Source organism: Sphingomonas sp. PvP018, assembly GCF_017876865.1.
GTDB lineage: Bacteria > Pseudomonadota > Alphaproteobacteria > Sphingomonadales > Sphingomonadaceae > Sphingomonas > Sphingomonas aerolata.
Map to the genome: position 1 here is coordinate 2,093,851 of NZ_JAGIOU010000001.1, position 14,852 is coordinate 2,108,702.

Genomic DNA, 14,852 nt, shown 5'->3' on the forward strand with positions numbered 1-14,852 from the left:
CGTTCAGCGCGCGCCGGTCGGCCACAGAACGACCCGGAGCGTCTGCAAAAGGATCAGCATGTCGAGGAAGGGCGAATAATTCTTGGCGTAATACAGATCATATTCCAGCTTGTGCCGCGCATCCTCGATCGATGCGCCGTAAGGATAGTTGATCTGCGCCCAGCCCGTGATGCCCGGCTTCACCATGTGACGCTCGGCATAATAAGGCAGCTGGGTTTCGAGTTCGTCGACGAATTGCGGCCGTTCGGGGCGCGGGCCGACAAAGCTCATCTCGCCGCGGAGCACGGTCCAGGTCTGCGGCAGTTCGTCGATGCGGACCTTGCGGATGAAGCGGCCAATCCGCGTGATCCGGGGATCGTCCTCCGCCGCCCAGACCGCCTTGCCCGCGACCTCGGCATCCTGCCGCATCGAACGGAGCTTCAGGATGTCGAACCCCTGATTGTAGAGGCCGACGCGCCGCTGACGATAAAAGGCGGGGCCACGCGACTCGAGCTTGATCGCAAGCGCAGTGACCAGGATGACCGGCAGCGTGACCGCGAGCAGGATCAGGCTGGCGACGATGTCGAACGCGCGCTTGAACACGCTCGACAGCATCCGGCCGCTGGCGAAACCGTCGGAGAAGATCAGCCAGGACGGATTGACGCTGTTGAGATCGATCCGCCCGGTTTCGCGTTCGAGAAAGGTCGAAATCTCGATGACCTGGACGCCGGTCGTGCGGACACGGAGCAGATCCTTCAGTGGCAGCGCGTTGCGCCGCTCCTCGAGCGCGAGGACGACTTCGCCCGCGTTCAGGTCGACGATATGCGCCGCCAGGTTCGGGATGTCGGCGCGCGGAACCGCGCCGTCGACCACCGCCTCCGCCTCGCCCATCGCGACGAAGCCCGCTGCGACGAAGTTGATCCCGGGCTGCTGCGAGAGCGCGAGGATGCGTGCGGCACGATGGCCCGCGCCGAGCACGACGACCCGTCGCTTGAACGTGTCGCCGCCCAGAGCGCGGCCGAGCACTGCGCGGACCGTCACCAGCAGGACTGCGGCGATCAGCGTCGCATAGAGCAGGTTCGACCGCCAGAAGGTGAGCGCGGGGACCAGGAAGAAGATCAGCGACTGGAAGATCACGCCGAGCGAGAAGGCGACCGCGAGCCGCGCGGCGGCGAACCGCAATGACAGGAACGAGGCGACGCCATAGGCGCCGACCGCGACCAGCGCGATCTGCAACGCCGCGGCGAATGTCGCGAGCTGGAGCACGCGCGTATGGATTGGCTCGACCGCCATGCCGATCTGATGCGCGCGGACCACCCAACCGATCTCCCCTGCCACGACCAGCAGCACGGCGTCGACGATGCCGAGCAGCAGCACCGCATAGGGGACGTAGTGTTTAAAGAGCCTGATCATCGTTCGGCGGGATCCCGACAGGGTGACTGTAAACGCACCCGACACCTAGCTGTCTCTTTGCACCAATTCGCAAACAAAGGCTGAAGACCGCGCGCTGGCGGGGTGGTTTGCGATTGGAAGTCCCGGATTGGTCGTTATACGGTCTCCCGAGTGGAGGTCGCATGACAGTTCGAACGATTATACCCGTGATTCTGTCTGGCGGTTCCGGCACCCGGCTGTGGCCGATGTCGCGTCCCGAAATGCCCAAGCAGATGCTCGCGCTGACCGCGGACCAGACCATGTTGCAGCTGACCGCAGGCCGCGCACAGGGCGAACGCTTCGCGGCGCCGATCGTCGTCGCCAACGCCGCGCATGCCGATCTGGTCGAAGCGCAGCTGGCAGACGCAGGCGCCGAGGCACAGGCGCTGATCCTCGAGCCGATGGGCCGCAACACCGCGCCCGCGATCGCACTCGCGGCGATCGCCGCGGGCGAAACCGGTGCCGGCAGCGGCGACGCGCTGCTCGTCATGCCGTCCGATCACGTCATCGCCGACCTGCCCGCCTTCCACGCCGCGATCGCCGCGGCGCTGCCGATGGTCGCGCAGGGCTGGCTGGTGACGTTCGGCATCGCCCCCGACGCGCCTGAAACCGGCTATGGCTGGATCCAGGTCGGCGAGGAGCTGGCCGCGGGTGTCCACCGCGTCGCGCGCTTCGTCGAGAAGCCGCCGCTCGACAAGGCGGAGGCGATGCTCGCCTCGGGCGATCATGCCTGGAATGGCGGCATCTTCCTGTTCCGCGCCGACGCCTATCTCGCTGCCCTTGCGCAGCATGATCCCGGCATCCTGGTCGCGACGACCGATGCGATGAAGCTCGCCCGCCGCGAAGGCACGCGGATCTATCCCGACGCCGAGGCCTTTGCCGCGTCGCCCGATGATTCGATCGACTATGCGGTGATGGAAAAGGCCGACCGCGTCGCGGTGGTGCCGGTGGCGATGGGGTGGAATGACGTTGGCAGCTGGGACGCGTTGCATGCGATCAGCGCGCGCGACGCGGACGGCAATGCGCATCGCGGCGATGGCGATGGCAGCGTGCTGGCGATCGACACGAAGAACTGTCTGGTGCGCAGTGACGGCGTCAAGGTCGCGCTGGTCGGGGTCGAGGATCTGATCGTGGTGGCGAGCGGCAACGACGTGCTGATCATGCCGCGGGGTCGCAGCCAGGAAGTGAAGAAGCTGATCGCGGCTATGAAGAACCGCTGAGGCTTTTTCGCCAATAGTGAGGACGGACAAAGGGCCGGGGATTGCTCCCCGGCCCTTTTGCTTTGGGTCGTCTTGGTCGGAACGGAGGGCCAGCAAAGCCGGCCCTTTTCGTCGGACGGGACTGGGGGCTTTCGCCGTCCAGCCCGCCGGCCGTTCTGATCCTGTGTCCGGGGCAGGTTGCCCTGCCCCGGTCCAGGATCAGAAGTCCATGCCGCCCATGCCGCCCATGCCGCCGCCGCCGCCCATGGGCATGGCGGGCTTGTCTTCGGCCATTTCGCTCACAGCCGCTTCGGTCGTGATCAGGAGGCCTGCGACCGATGCCGCGTTCTGCAGCGCGGTGCGGACGACCTTGGTCGGATCGATCACGCCGGCTTCCACCAGGTTCTCGTAGGTGTCGGTCGCGGCGTTGAAGCCGATGTTCGAGTCGTTGCCGTCGAGCAGCTTGCCCGAAACCACCGCACCGTCATGACCCGCATTCTGCGCGATCTGGCGAACCAGAGCGGTCAGCGACTTGCGGACGATGTCGATACCGCGCGTCTGGTCCTCGTTCGCACCGGTCAGGCCGTCGAGCACCTTGGTCGCGTACAGCAAAGCCGTACCACCACCGGGGACGATGCCCTCTTCGACGGCTGCGCGGGTTGCGTGCAGCGCGTCGTCGACGCGGTCCTTGCGCTCCTTGACTTCGACTTCCGACGAACCGCCGACCTTGATCACGGCAACGCCGCCGGCGAGCTTGGCAAGACGCTCCTGGAGCTTCTCCTTGTCATAGTCGCTGGTGGTGTTCTCGATCTGGCGACGGATCGCTTCGGTACGGCCCTTGATCGTCTCGTGATCGCCGGCACCGTCGACGATGACGGTGTTGTCCTTGTCGATCGTGACGCGCTTGGCGGTGCCGAGCATGCCGAGCGTGACGGTCTCGAGCTTGATGCCGAGGTCTTCCGAGATCATCTCGCCCTTGGTCAGGATCGCGATGTCCTCGAGCATCGCCTTGCGACGATCGCCGAAGCCGGGTGCCTTGACCGCTGCGACCTTGAGGCCGCCGCGCAGCTTGTTGACGACGAGCGTGGCGAGTGCCTCACCCTCGATGTCCTCGGCGATGATCAGGAGCGGACGACCCGACTGAACGACGGCTTCCAGGATCGGGAGCATCGCCTGCAGGTTCGAGAGCTTCTTCTCGTGGATCAGGATGTAGGGATCCTGAAGCTCGACGGTCATCTTCTCGGGGTTGGTGATGAAGTAGGGCGAGAGATAGCCGCGGTCGAACTGCATGCCTTCGACGACGTCGAGCTCGAATTCGAGACCCTTGGCTTCCTCGACGGTGATCACGCCTTCCTTGCCGACCTTCTCCATGGCTTCGGCGATCTTCTCGCCGACTTCACGGTCGCCGTTGGCCGAGATGATCCCGACCTGCGCCACTTCCTTCGAACCCGAAACCGGCTTCGAACGCGCCTTGACGTCCTCGACGACCTTGACGACGGCGAGATCGATGCCGCGCTTCAGATCCATCGGGTTCATGCCCGCTGCGACCGACTTCATGCCCTCGCGGACGATGGCCTGTGCCAGGACCGTCGCGGTGGTCGTGCCGTCACCGGCGATGTCGTTGGTCTTCGAGGCCACTTCGCGCAGCATCTGCGCGCCCATGTTCTCGAACTTGTCCTTGAGCTCGATCTCCTTGGCGACGGTGACGCCGTCCTTGGTGATGCGCGGTGCGCCGAAGCTCTTGTCGATGACGACGTTGCGGCCCTTGGGCCCCAGGGTCACCTTGACCGCGTCGGCGAGGATGTCGACGCCGCGGAGGATGCGCTCGCGCGCGTCACGACCGAATTTTACGTCCTTGGAAGCCATGTCAGCTACCCTTTCAAACGAATGTTGTGAATGTTGAGACGAAAACGGTATTTTTGAGCGCGGTCCGGACCAGCCCTAAAGCGCGATCCAGGCCACGTCGGCGTCAGCCGACGATGCCCAGAATGTCCGATTCCTTCATGATCAGCAGATCTTCGCCGTCGACCTTGACCTCGGTGCCCGACCACTTGCCGAACAGGATCTTGTCGCCAGCCTTGACGTCGAGCGGGGTGATCGTGCCGTTCTCGGCGCGGGTCCCGGTGCCGATGGCGACGACTTCGCCTTCCTGCGGCTTTTCCTTGGCGGTGTCGGGGATGATGATGCCGCCAGCCGTCTTCTCTTCGGCTTCGAGGCGCTTCACCAGCACGCGGTCGTGCAACGGACGAAAGTTCATGGGATCCATGTCCTTTAGGTTTGTGACAGATTTCTGGCACTCGACGATATCGAGTGCCAACAGCCGTCATATGTGCCGCGTCCCCGGCATCGTCAACGGGCGCCCGATCGAAAATCGCGTCAATCGTTACATTCCGCGGGTCAGGACGAGCCCCAGCCGATCACGCCGCGACCAGCGCCACAGCAGCAGCACCGACACGACCGCGAGCCCTGCGAACAGCCCCCACCACACCCCCTCGCCCGCAAGCGGCGTGCGGAAGCCGAGCAGGATCGCGGTGCCGAAGCCGATCACCCAATAGCCGAACAGCGCGATCAGCATCGGCGTCCGGGTGTCCTGCAACCCGCGCAGCACGCCCGCCGCGACCGCCTGCGCGCCGTCGACGAGCTGGAACACCGCGGCCACGCCGAGGAACCGCAGCGCGAGCGCGACGACGACCGCGTTCTGCGGCAGGTCGGGATCGATATAGACGCCGATCATCAGCCGCGGCACCGCCCAGATCAGCAGCGCGCTGGCCGCCATGAAGCCGATCCCGACGACCAGCGCGACATTGCCCGCGCGGGTGATCCAGACCCGGTCCTGCGCGCCGTACGCCATGCCGACGCGGATCGTCGCCGCCTGCGCGACGCCGAACGGCACCTGAAACGCGACCGCGGCGATGTTGAGCGCGATCGCATGCGCCGCGACCTCCGCAACGCCGATCAGCCCCATCAGCAGCGCCGCGCCGCCGAACAGCGCGCCTTCGAAGATCCAGGTCAGCATGATCGGCGTGCCGAGCCGGACGATCTCGTGGAAGCGCGACCATTCGGTCCGCCACCAGCGCCCGAACAGGTGGAAGCGCCGTAGCCGCCGGTCGGTCGTCAGGATCACGCCGTACGCGATCATCATCACGCCGAGGCTGGCGACGCTGGCGAGCGCCGAGCCCTCCAGCCCGAGCGCGGGAAAGCCGAGATTGCCGAACACCAGCAGCCAGTTGCCCGCGATGCCGACGAGCAGCGCCAGCCCGGTGACGAGAAACGCCCAGCCGGGCCGGCCGAGCGCCGCCGCCGCGGTGCGCATGACGCCCGCGAGCACGCCGGGCAGCAGCGCAAAGGCGATGATCGTCATGAACCGGCCGGCGCGGCGCGCGACCTCCGGATCCTGCCCGGCGAGCCGCATCAGCGTTTCGCCCTGCGTGAGGATCAGGATGACCGGCAGCGAGCCGAGGATGCCGAGCCACAACGCCATCCGCACGCTGCGCCGGACCTCGCGCACGGCATGCGCGCGGCGGCCGAGTTCGGCGGCGATCAGCGGCGCCGCCGCGCTGGTCAGCCCGATCAGCGCGAACATCAGAAGGTTGAAGACGAACACGCCGAGCGTCGCGGCGGCAAGATCGACCGTGCCGAGCCGCGCGACGAAGATCACGTCGACCGCAGACACCGCCATCTGGATCAGGTTCGCCCCGACCAGCGGCGTGGCGAGCCGCAGCAGCGCACGAAACTCGGCGCGGGCATCGGCGGGCGCCGGGCCGGTGGCGATGGGAACGGGTTCGATCACCCGGCCGCCCCTAGCGGGATTTGCGGCGTGGGACACCTGGGATCTGTGCGGGGGGTGCGCGGGGGGTTGGGGTGGGTCGGGCGCGGGACTGGCTGGCCAGTGGATTGGTCCTTTGAGGGCGGCCGGGGTCGCCCCCCCACCTCGGTTATCCGCCCCCCTGCCCCCCCCTTCGTCATCCTGACGAAAGTCAGGACCCAGGGTCGCGGGGTGCTGTCCTGTTTGGCTCTGGATCCTGACTTTCGTCAGGATGACGGAATTGGGGGCGGTGTGGTGTGATCGGGGCGGCGGTTTGCGTGGAGAGCGTTGCGGCGGGCGGGGTTGGCGGCCCTGCCCTTTCCGCTCGTCATCCTGACGAAAGTCAGGATCCAGGGTTGCGGGGCGCTGTCCTGTTTGGCTCTGGGTCCTGACTTTAGTCATGATGACGGGCTGGGGTGGCGGTGCGCGCGGGGCCGTGGCGGCGGAGCGGTGGCCGGCGCGCGCGGGGCGGCACCGGCGGGTGACCGCCGTGCGAAAGATAAGCGTATTGCTCCCGCATGACACACGCGGCTATCGTCGACGGCGAACCGGCGTTGCCGGCATCGCACCAACCGGCCGTGCCGGTATGAGGAGACGCAGGTGAAGCTGGTACGCGGCGCATGGAAGCTGTTGGTCGGGATCAAGGACGCACTCGTCCTGATCGCGATGCTGCTGTTCTTCGGTCTCGTTTTCGCGGCGCTCAACGCGCGGCCGGGGACCAAGGCGATCAAGGACGGGGCACTGGTGCTCGACCTGAACGGCTCGATCGTCGAGCAGCCCGCCGAACCCGCCGCCTTTGCCGCGCTGTCGGGACAGAATACGCCGAAGCAGTTCCGCCTGCGCGACGTGGTGCGCGCGATCGATACCGCGCGGACCGATGGCCGGGTGAAGGCGCTGGTGCTCGATCTCGACGGCTTTACCGGGGCCTATCCCGCCGCGCTGGGCGAGATCGGCGATGCGATCGCGCGCGTCCGCGCCGCCAAGAAGCCCGTGCTCGCCTATGCGACCGCCTATACCGACGGCAGCTACCGGCTGGCGGCCAATGCGAGCGAGGTCTGGGTCAATCCGCTGGGCGGCACGCTGTTCATGGGGCCGGGCGGCAACCAGCTTTACTATAAGGGGCTGATCGACAAGCTGGGGATCACGACGCATGTCTACCGCGTCGGCCGCTACAAGTCGTTCGTCGAGCCCTATACGCGGACCGACCAGAGCGACGATGCGCGCGCGGCGAGCCAGGCGCTGTACGGCACGCTGTACGACCAGTGGCGCGAAGCGGTCGCCAAGGCCCGCCCCAAGGCGCAGATCGCGCAGTTCCTCGCGCGTCCCGACGCCCTGGTGCTCGCCGCCAATGGCGACATCGCGACCGCGAACCTGCGCGCAGGGATCGTCGACAAGCTCGGCGACCGGACCGCGTTCGGCAAGCGCGTCGCCGCGATCGCCGGCGCCGACACGAGCAAGCCTGCGGGCAGTTTCAACACCATCACCTATGATTCCTGGGTCAAGGCCAATCCCCTGCCGACCGGCGGCGACGCGATCGGCGTGCTGACCGTGGCGGGCGACATCGTCGACGGCGAAGGCGGTCCCGGCACCGCAGCGGGCAAGACGATCGAGAAGGCGATGCTCGACGGGCTCGCCAAGAAGAACCTCAAGGCGCTGGTCGTGCGCGTCGATTCGCCGGGCGGGTCGGTGCTCGCGTCCGAACGGATCCGGCTCGCGATCCTCGAGGCCAAGAAGAAGGGCCTGCCGGTGGTCGTGTCGATGGGCGGGCTCGCCGCGTCGGGCGGATACTGGGTGTCGACGCCTGCCGACGTGATCTTCGCCGAGCCCGGCACGATCACCGGGTCGATCGGCATCTTCGGGATCATCCCGACGTTCGAGACCGCGCTGGCCAAGATCGGCGTCACCACCGACGGCGTGAAGACGACGCCGCTGTCGGGCCAGCCCGACATCACCGGCGGCACGACGCCGATGTTCGACACGCTGATGCAGGCGGGGATCGAGAATGGCTATCGCCAGTTCATCGCGCGCGTCGCCGCGTCGCGCAAGCTGAGCCCGGCGCGGGTCGACGCGATCGGCCAGGGCCGCGTCTGGGATGGCGGCACCGCGCGCCAGATCGGGCTGGTCGACCGGTTCGGCACGCTGAAGGACGCGATCGCCGAGGCCGCCCGCCGCGCCAAGCTCGATCCGGCCAAGATCCATGCCGAATATCTCGAAAAGCCGCCGGGCGTTCTCGCGCAGCTGGCCGCCGGTTTCGACACGGGCGACGACGACACCACGACCGGCAGCGACGCGTTCGGCCGGATCGCGCTCGACCGCCGCCAGATGGTCGCGCGCGCGGTCGGCGACATGAAGCGGCTGGCGACATCGGGCTCGATCCAGGCACGCTGCCTCGAATGCGGCGGCATCGGCCCGAGTGCTGGCGACGGCGGCGATGCGCGGCTGCTCGACCTGCTGCTCGCGCGGATCGGCCTGTAATGCCGGGCGCGTCGCCCGCGATCGGGACGGCCGGGGCCATCACGATCCGGGCGGCGCGGCCCGAGGACGCCGCCGCGATCGCCGCGATCTATGCGCCGCACGTGCTGGTGGGGACGGTCTCGTTCGAGACCGACGCGCCCGACGCGCGGCAGATGCGGACGCGGATGGCGGCGTCGGACGGGCTCTATCCCTGGCTGGTCGCGACGGTGGGGGATGCGGGCGGGGTGATCGCGTTCGGCTATGCCGGACGGTTCCGCGAACGCGCCGCCTATCGCTTCGTCGTCGAGACCACGGTCTATGTCGCGGATGCGGCACAGCGCCAGGGCGCGGGGCGGCTGTTGTACGAGGCGCTGATCGACACGCTGCGCGCGCAAGGCTTCACCCAGGCGATCGGGGTCATCGCGCTGCCCAATGACGGATCGATCCGGCTGCACGAATCGGTCGGGTTCCGCCGCGCGGGCGTCTACCGCGCGGTCGGGTACAAGAACGGCCAGTGGATCGATGTCGGCCACTGGCAATGCGCGCTGAACGACGCGGCGGTGCCACCGGTCGAGCCGCGACGCTTTGCCGAGGTCGGCGTCGTGCGGGGCTGACTGCGGACTAGCGGCGTGCGCGGTAGGCGGGCAGCGCGAGGTGGAACCGGATCGCGGCGGCGCGCAGGCTGAACCCCGCGCTCGCCGCGACGACCGCGGACCAGCCGATCGGCACGCCCAGCAGCACCAGCCCGACATAGCTCGCCGCGGCGAGCGCCGCCGCGGTGACATAGAGTTCGGGGCGCATCAGGATCGAGGGTTCGCCCGCGAGCACGTCGCGGATGATCCCGCCGAAACAGGCGCTCATCACCCCCATCAGCACGGCGGGCACGGGCGGCACGCCGTAGCCGAGCGCCTTGGCCGCGCCGAACACCGCATAGGCGGCGAGCCCGATCGCATCGAACCAGCCCAGCGCCTCGTCGCGCCACCAGCGTTCGGGCGTGATCCAGATCACCAGCGCGACGATCAGGCACATGCTGGCGGCGCGCGCGTCGTGCACCCAGAAGACCGGCGCGTCGATCAGCAGGTCGCGCACCGTGCCTCCGCCGACCCCGGTGATCAGCCCGAAGAAGATTGCGGTGACGACGGTCTGCCCGCGCTTGGCCGCAGCGAGCGCGCCCGAGGCGGCGAACACCGCGAGCCCGGCAAGATCGAGCCAGCGTGCAGCGGCGGGAAGGACGTCGGGCGACAGGATCGTGACGGGCAGCATCCCCCCGGCCTAGCCGCTGTGGCGCACGACACAAGCGAGGCCGCACCCGCGACCGGATTTTGCGCGATTTCCCGGCTGAGGACGAACTTATCCACAGGCGGGGATAATTCTTTGTGGATAACGGGGAAAACTGCCCGGAAAGCCCGTGTACGGGGCGCAATTTTGCCGGATCTTATCCTTTTGTGCACAGCCTGTGGATAACTTCCTGTGGATAACGGGGACAGATTGCTGTGCCTGCACGACCCAGGATGCCCGGAGCGAAGATGAACGCGACGTTGTTTTGGGTTCATGCAACCGGGGGTAAACGCCGGCCGTTACGGACACAGATCATTACAAACGGGAGTAGATTTTATGCGTAAGTTGATCATGGCACTCAGCGCGACCGCCCTCGTCCTGCCGACGCTCGCGGTGCCGATCTCGGCCGCCGATGCGCAGCGCGGCAAGCGCGAATGGCGCGGTCGCGACGGCCGGACCTATTGCAAGAAGAGCAACGGCACGACCGGCACGATCATCGGCGGCGTCGGTGGCGCGCTCCTCGGCCGCACGGTCGACACGCGCGGCGACCGCACGGTCGGCACGCTCGGCGGCGCGGTCCTGGGTGGCCTGGCCGGTCGCGCGATCGACAAGGGCACGAGCAACAATAATCGTCGTTGCCGCTAAACCACGCACCGCATTGCGGACTGATGCGTTGAAGGGGGGCGTCGCGGGAAACCGCGGCGCCCTTTTTCATGTTTCGAAGGATCCGAAAATGACGACACGCAGCGGTTCGGCCAGCTATGAAGGCCTCGGCAAGAGCGGCAAGGGCCATGTCTCGACGCAGTCGGGCGTTTTGTCCGACTCGCCTTACGGCTTCAACACGCGGTTCGAGAACGAGCCCGGCACCAACCCCGAAGAACTGATCGCCGCCGCGCATGCGAGCTGCTTCACCATGGCGCTGAGCTTCGCGCTCGCGGCCAAGGGTTATGAGGCGGGCACGCTCGAGACGAGCGCGAAGGTGACGCTCGACAAGGATGGCGACGGGTTCAAGATCACCAAGTCGGCGCTGACGCTGAACGCAAAGGTCGAGGGCATCTCGGCCGACGAGTTCGCGGCGATCGCGACGGATGCCAAGGCGAACTGCCCGGTGTCGAAAGTGCTGAACGCCGACATCACGCTCGACCACACGCTTGCCTGATCGACGCGCCGGCATGCGGATCGCCGCGACCGTCGCCCTTGTCCTGCTCGGTGCGGGGCTCGAGGCGGGGGTCGTCGGTGCCGCCGTGGCCGGTGCACAGACGATCGCCGGCGTCGCACGACGCGACGCCGGCGACTGGCAGCGATACCGCGCCTATGATCATGATCGCCCCGAGCCGGGGCAGCGCGGCTATTTCGCGGACCGGTATTTTCGCGATGGCCGCTATTATGTGGTGCGCCGGCTGAGCCGGGCGGATCGGCTGTATCGCGGCGCCGACGGCCGCTATTATTGCCGCCGCGAGGACGGGACGACCGGGCTGATCACCGGCGGGCTGGCCGGCGGCGTCCTTGGCAACGTCATCGCACGCGGTGAGTCACGGCTGATCGGCACGCTGGTCGATACGCGCGGCGGTGCGCTGCCCGGCCGGTCGGTGGATCGCGGCCGGATCCGCTGCCGCTGACCCTCCGACCGCTGCGATCAGATGATGCCGCCGCCGAGCATCAGCCGCAGCGTGAAAATGATGATCAGCACGATGTTGAGATTGCGCCCGGCATTGCTCGACGACAGTGCCCCGACCGCAGCGCCGACGATGCCGATCGGGATGACCAGCCAATTCATCCAACCGAGCAGCGGGAAGAAGGCGACGAGACCCAGCGCGAGGGTGACGAGGCCGATGAGGATCGAGACGAGGTTGAGCATGACCCAAACATGGCGTCTCGGCAGGTCGCCGGCAAGATCGCGGGCCGGCCGGCCGCGCATACCGCGACAACGCTTTCTTCACCCGCGCTCCGCCATTGATGGCGGGTGATGACCCGTTCCGCCCGCACCATCCGCCTGCCCGCGCTCGCGCTTGCCCTGCCGCTCGCGCTGATCGCGTGTGGCGGGCCCGCGGTCGATGATCAGCAGGACCCGACGCGCCTCGAGGCGGCCCTCAGCAACGGCAATGCGGGCGACCCCGCGCTGAACGCCGCGCTCGCGGGTCAGATCATGGTCGACCCGACGCTGACGCAATCGTCGAACGACGACGCGATCCGCCCGCCGCCCGAACCGATGGGCGGGGCGATGCCACCCGAGGAAGCGGGCCGCCGCGCCGATACGGTCGATCCGCGTACGCTGAAGCGCGCGCCCGCCGCTGCCGGTGACTGTCCCGCCTGCCGCACGGCCGACGCGGCGCTGACGCTGGGCGCGCTGGCCGAGCGGCAGACGATGCCGAACGCGGCGGCGTGTGCGCGGACGATCGGCTATTCCGCGCTGTGGGCGAATCGCCTGCCCGCCGACCTGCCGCTGTATCCCGATGCGCAGCTGTCGGAGGCGGCGGGTTCCGACCAGGCCGGGTGCCGGCTGCGCGTCGTGCATTTCTCGAGTCGGGCCGCGCCGCAGCGGCTGCTCGACTTCTATTATACCCGCACCGCCGACACGGGCTATTCGGCCGACCACCGCAGCGACGGCCGCCGGCACGTGCTCGGCGGGCTGCGCGGCGGCGATGCCTATAGGGTGTATGTCACGCCGCGCATGGGTGGCGTCAGCGACGTCGATCTGGTCTCCAACGCCGGGCGCTGAGCGCCGCGACCACGCCTGCGGGCAAGCGCCGTGCATCCCCGTCAAGCGCGGCTTTCCGTTTTCCGCGATTCGCGCTAGGGCGCGGGCATGTCTCCCCTTCTCTATGTCATGGTCGGTGGCGCGGTCGGATCCGGCGCGCGCTATCTGACCGGGCGCGCGATGACCGCGCTGCTCGGTGCCGGCTATCCGTTCGGCACGCTGGCGGTAAATCTCGTCGGCGGGCTGCTGATGGGCGTGCTGGTCGGCGTGCTTGCGCGCCATTCGGCGCCCGAGGGCTGGCGGCTGCTGCTCGGCGTCGGCGTGCTCGGCGGGTTCACGACCTTTTCCTCCTTCTCGCTCGACGTCGTCACGATGATCGAGCGTGGCGCGCCGGGCCTCGCGCTCGGCTATGTTCTGGTGTCGGTGATCGGTTCGATCGCCGCGTTATTCGCGGGTCTCTCCGCAGTAAGGGCCGTCGCATGACTGCGGGCAAACACGATAGCGATACGAATTTCCGCGAGTTCAACGTCGGGTTCGACGATGACGGCATCCGGCTGGACCGGTGGTTCAAGCGGCACCTGCCCGAGACGAGCTTCACGACGGTGGCGATGTGGGCGCGGACCGGCCAGCTGCGCGTCGACGGCGCGCGCGCGACGCCGGGCGACCGGATCGCGGCGGGCCAGATGCTGCGCGTGCCGCCGCCCGAAGCCGACAAGGCCACCGCCGACGTGGACGCGCCGCGACGCGTGCGCGAACGCGTGATCCTGTCGGACGAGGAGACCGAAGCCGCGCAGGCGATGGTCATCCACAAGGATTTCCAGGCGTTCGTGCTGAACAAGCCGCCGGGTCTGGCGACGCAGGGCGGCACCAAGACGACGCAACATGTCGACGGGCTGCTCGATGCGCTCCAATATGACAATGAGGGCCGGCCGAAGCTGGTCCACCGGCTCGACAAGGATACGTCGGGCGCGCTGCTGGTGGCGCGGACGTCGCGGGCCGCGGCGTTCTTCGCCAAGGCGTTTTCGGGGCGGACTGCGCGGAAGGTGTATTGGGCGCTGGTAGTCGACGTGCCGTCGATCGAGGACGGCATGATCGAGCTGCCGATCGGCAAGCAGCCGGGCACCGGCGGCGAGAAGATGCATGTCGACGAGGCCGAGGGCGCGCCCGCGCGGACCCGGTACCGCGTGATCGAGCGCGCGGGCAACCGCGCCGCCTGGGTCGAGCTGCAGCCCTTTACCGGCCGCACGCATCAGCTGCGCGTCCACATGGCGGCGATCGGCCATCCGATCGTCGGCGACGGCAAATATGGCGGCGCGGCGGCGTTCCTGACCGGCGGGATCTCGCGCAAGATGCATCTCCATGCGCGCCGCATCAAGGTGGACCATCCCGATGGCGGGTCGATCGACGTGACCGCCGACCTGCCGACGCATTTCGCGGAAAGCCTGAAGCAGCTGGGCTTCGAGGAGTCGCTCGGCGATGCGCTGGTGCTCGACGAGAAGACCGCGCCGTCGCGCGAGGAGATCAAGTCGCGCGCGCGGGCGCATGCCAAGTCGGTCCGCAAGGAACGTCGCGGCGAGCGGCGCGGGCGCGGGGTGGTCGAGGACACGAAGGCGACGGGGGGCAAGCCTGCGGGGCCGAAGACGGGTGGTTCGCGGACCGGCGCGGGGTCGAAGTTTGGCGCGCCCAGGAGTGGGCCGCGGGTCGAGGGTGCGAAGCCTGGTGGCCGGGGGCGTCCGGGGGGGAAGCCGAGTGGGCCTCGGAGTGGGCCGGGGTCGCGGTGATCTAGCGGGGTGGTCTCGCCCATATCCTCTACCACCCCGGCGAAGGCCGGGGCGCCGTTGGAGAGGTTGCAGTAACCGGGGGCTGCGTTTCGTCAGTAGCGTCCCCCAACTGGACCCCGGCCTTCGCCGGGGTGGTTATTATGGTGAGGGGGTGCCCGCCTGCCCGTTCCCCCGCGGAGGCGGGGGTCGCGGCCATCTCGCGAACCAACCTCGCCCCATACCTAACA

15 protein-coding genes are annotated in these 14,852 nt (G+C 68.1%); 9 read left to right on the forward strand and 6 right to left on the reverse strand.

Annotation, left to right across the window (positions count from 1 at the left end; translation table 11 throughout):
* Positions 1-3: 3 nt before the first annotated feature.
* The gene (locus tag J3A66_RS09125; RefSeq protein ID WP_209568391.1) at positions 4-1,392 is read right to left on the reverse strand and encodes a TIGR03013 family XrtA/PEP-CTERM system glycosyltransferase; all 1,389 of its coding nucleotides are present in this window, start codon (positions 1,390-1,392) and stop codon (positions 4-6) included.
* A gap of 161 nt (positions 1,393-1,553) precedes the next feature.
* Between J3A66_RS09125 and J3A66_RS09130 the strand changes: the two genes are divergently transcribed.
* The gene (locus tag J3A66_RS09130; protein WP_209568400.1) at positions 1,554-2,630 is read left to right on the forward strand and encodes a mannose-1-phosphate guanylyltransferase/mannose-6-phosphate isomerase; all 1,077 of its coding nucleotides are present in this window, start codon (positions 1,554-1,556) and stop codon (positions 2,628-2,630) included.
* Positions 2,631-2,828: 198 nt separating this feature from the next.
* Here the strand turns inward: J3A66_RS09130 and groL are convergent, their stop codons facing one another.
* The 3 genes from groL to J3A66_RS09145 form a co-directional block, all read right to left on the reverse strand.
* Complete coding sequence (gene groL / locus J3A66_RS09135; RefSeq protein ID WP_031394280.1) at positions 2,829-4,475, reverse strand: chaperonin GroEL; 1,647 nt, start codon at positions 4,473-4,475, stop codon at positions 2,829-2,831.
* A gap of 103 nt (positions 4,476-4,578) precedes the next feature.
* The gene (groES, locus tag J3A66_RS09140) at positions 4,579-4,866 is read right to left on the reverse strand and encodes a co-chaperone GroES (RefSeq protein ID WP_031394281.1); all 288 of its coding nucleotides are present in this window, start codon (positions 4,864-4,866) and stop codon (positions 4,579-4,581) included.
* Between the two features lie 126 nt (positions 4,867-4,992).
* On the reverse strand, positions 4,993-6,399 hold the full coding sequence (locus tag J3A66_RS09145; protein WP_348634022.1) for an MATE family efflux transporter: 1,407 nt from the start codon (positions 6,397-6,399) through the stop codon (positions 4,993-4,995).
* Between the two features lie 615 nt (positions 6,400-7,014).
* Here J3A66_RS09145 and sppA point away from each other — a divergent pair.
* On the forward strand, positions 7,015-8,889 hold the full coding sequence (gene sppA / locus J3A66_RS09150; RefSeq protein WP_107931529.1) for a signal peptide peptidase SppA: 1,875 nt from the start codon (positions 7,015-7,017) through the stop codon (positions 8,887-8,889).
* Positions 8,889-9,482: a GNAT family N-acetyltransferase gene (locus tag J3A66_RS09155; protein ID WP_042466732.1), complete on the forward strand. Its 594-nt coding sequence runs from the start codon at positions 8,889-8,891 to the stop codon at positions 9,480-9,482. The genes sppA and J3A66_RS09155 overlap by 1 nt, the downstream gene beginning before the upstream one ends.
* Before the next feature lie 7 nt (positions 9,483-9,489).
* Here J3A66_RS09155 and J3A66_RS09160 read toward each other — a convergent pair whose 3' ends face one another.
* Positions 9,490-10,131 (reverse strand): trimeric intracellular cation channel family protein, encoded by a 642-nt coding sequence (locus J3A66_RS09160; protein ID WP_107045759.1) that lies wholly within the window; start codon positions 10,129-10,131, stop codon positions 9,490-9,492.
* 351 nt (positions 10,132-10,482) lie between these two features.
* Here J3A66_RS09160 and J3A66_RS09165 point away from each other — a divergent pair, with 351 nt between their 5' ends.
* The 3 genes from J3A66_RS09165 (at position 10,483) to J3A66_RS09175 (ending at position 11,765) form a co-directional block, all read left to right on the forward strand.
* On the forward strand, positions 10,483-10,791 hold the full coding sequence (locus tag J3A66_RS09165; protein WP_037532560.1) for a glycine zipper 2TM domain-containing protein: 309 nt from the start codon (positions 10,483-10,485) through the stop codon (positions 10,789-10,791).
* A gap of 88 nt (positions 10,792-10,879) precedes the next feature.
* Positions 10,880-11,305, forward strand: coding sequence for an OsmC family protein (locus J3A66_RS09170; RefSeq protein ID WP_209568404.1), 426 nt, complete (start codon positions 10,880-10,882; stop codon positions 11,303-11,305).
* The gene (locus J3A66_RS09175) at positions 11,298-11,765 is read left to right on the forward strand and encodes a hypothetical protein (protein ID WP_245336752.1); all 468 of its coding nucleotides are present in this window, start codon (positions 11,298-11,300) and stop codon (positions 11,763-11,765) included. Before J3A66_RS09170 ends, J3A66_RS09175 begins: the two co-directional genes overlap by 8 nt.
* A gap of 17 nt (positions 11,766-11,782) precedes the next feature.
* On the opposite strand, the gene J3A66_RS09180 is transcribed toward J3A66_RS09175, so the two are convergent.
* Positions 11,783-12,064 (reverse strand): hypothetical protein, encoded by a 282-nt coding sequence (locus J3A66_RS09180; RefSeq protein ID WP_348634023.1) that lies wholly within the window; start codon positions 12,062-12,064, stop codon positions 11,783-11,785.
* A gap of 48 nt (positions 12,065-12,112) precedes the next feature.
* Between J3A66_RS09180 and J3A66_RS09185 the strand changes: the two genes are divergently transcribed.
* From J3A66_RS09185 to J3A66_RS09195, 3 genes are all read left to right on the forward strand, one after another.
* On the forward strand, positions 12,113-12,865 hold the full coding sequence (locus tag J3A66_RS09185) for a hypothetical protein (protein WP_209568406.1): 753 nt from the start codon (positions 12,113-12,115) through the stop codon (positions 12,863-12,865).
* An 87-nt stretch (positions 12,866-12,952) separates the two neighbouring features.
* Complete coding sequence (crcB, locus tag J3A66_RS09190; protein WP_031441014.1) at positions 12,953-13,327, forward strand: fluoride efflux transporter CrcB; 375 nt, start codon at positions 12,953-12,955, stop codon at positions 13,325-13,327.
* Positions 13,324-14,625, forward strand: a complete 1,302-nt coding sequence (locus J3A66_RS09195; protein ID WP_209568407.1) for an RluA family pseudouridine synthase — start codon at positions 13,324-13,326, stop codon at positions 14,623-14,625. The genes crcB and J3A66_RS09195 overlap by 4 nt, the downstream gene beginning before the upstream one ends.
* The last annotated feature ends 227 nt before the right edge of the window (positions 14,626-14,852 follow it).

Excerpts from the sequence above, each read along its gene's own strand:
- J3A66_RS09160 (WP_107045759.1), bottom strand. The coding sequence starts at position 10,131 with ATGCTGCCCGTCACGATCCTGTCGCCCGACGTCCTTCCCGCCGCTGCA.
- groES (WP_031394281.1), bottom strand. The coding sequence starts at position 4,866 with ATGAACTTTCGTCCGTTGCACGACCGCGTGCTGGTGAAGCGCCTCGAA.
- J3A66_RS09180 (WP_348634023.1), bottom strand. The coding sequence starts at position 12,064 with ATGCGCGGCCGGCCGGCCCGCGATCTTGCCGGCGACCTGCCGAGACGC.
- groL (WP_031394280.1), bottom strand. The coding sequence starts at position 4,475 with ATGGCTTCCAAGGACGTAAAATTCGGTCGTGACGCGCGCGAGCGCATC.
- crcB (WP_031441014.1), top strand. The coding sequence starts at position 12,953 with ATGTCTCCCCTTCTCTATGTCATGGTCGGTGGCGCGGTCGGATCCGGC.
- J3A66_RS09130 (WP_209568400.1), top strand. The coding sequence starts at position 1,554 with ATGACAGTTCGAACGATTATACCCGTGATTCTGTCTGGCGGTTCCGGC.
- J3A66_RS09170 (WP_209568404.1), top strand. The coding sequence starts at position 10,880 with ATGACGACACGCAGCGGTTCGGCCAGCTATGAAGGCCTCGGCAAGAGC.
- J3A66_RS09155 (WP_042466732.1), top strand. The coding sequence starts at position 8,889 with ATGCCGGGCGCGTCGCCCGCGATCGGGACGGCCGGGGCCATCACGATC.
- J3A66_RS09195 (WP_209568407.1), top strand. The coding sequence starts at position 13,324 with ATGACTGCGGGCAAACACGATAGCGATACGAATTTCCGCGAGTTCAAC.
- J3A66_RS09125 (WP_209568391.1), bottom strand. The coding sequence starts at position 1,392 with ATGATCAGGCTCTTTAAACACTACGTCCCCTATGCGGTGCTGCTGCTC.
- J3A66_RS09185 (WP_209568406.1), top strand. The coding sequence starts at position 12,113 with ATGACCCGTTCCGCCCGCACCATCCGCCTGCCCGCGCTCGCGCTTGCC.
- J3A66_RS09165 (WP_037532560.1), top strand. The coding sequence starts at position 10,483 with ATGCGTAAGTTGATCATGGCACTCAGCGCGACCGCCCTCGTCCTGCCG.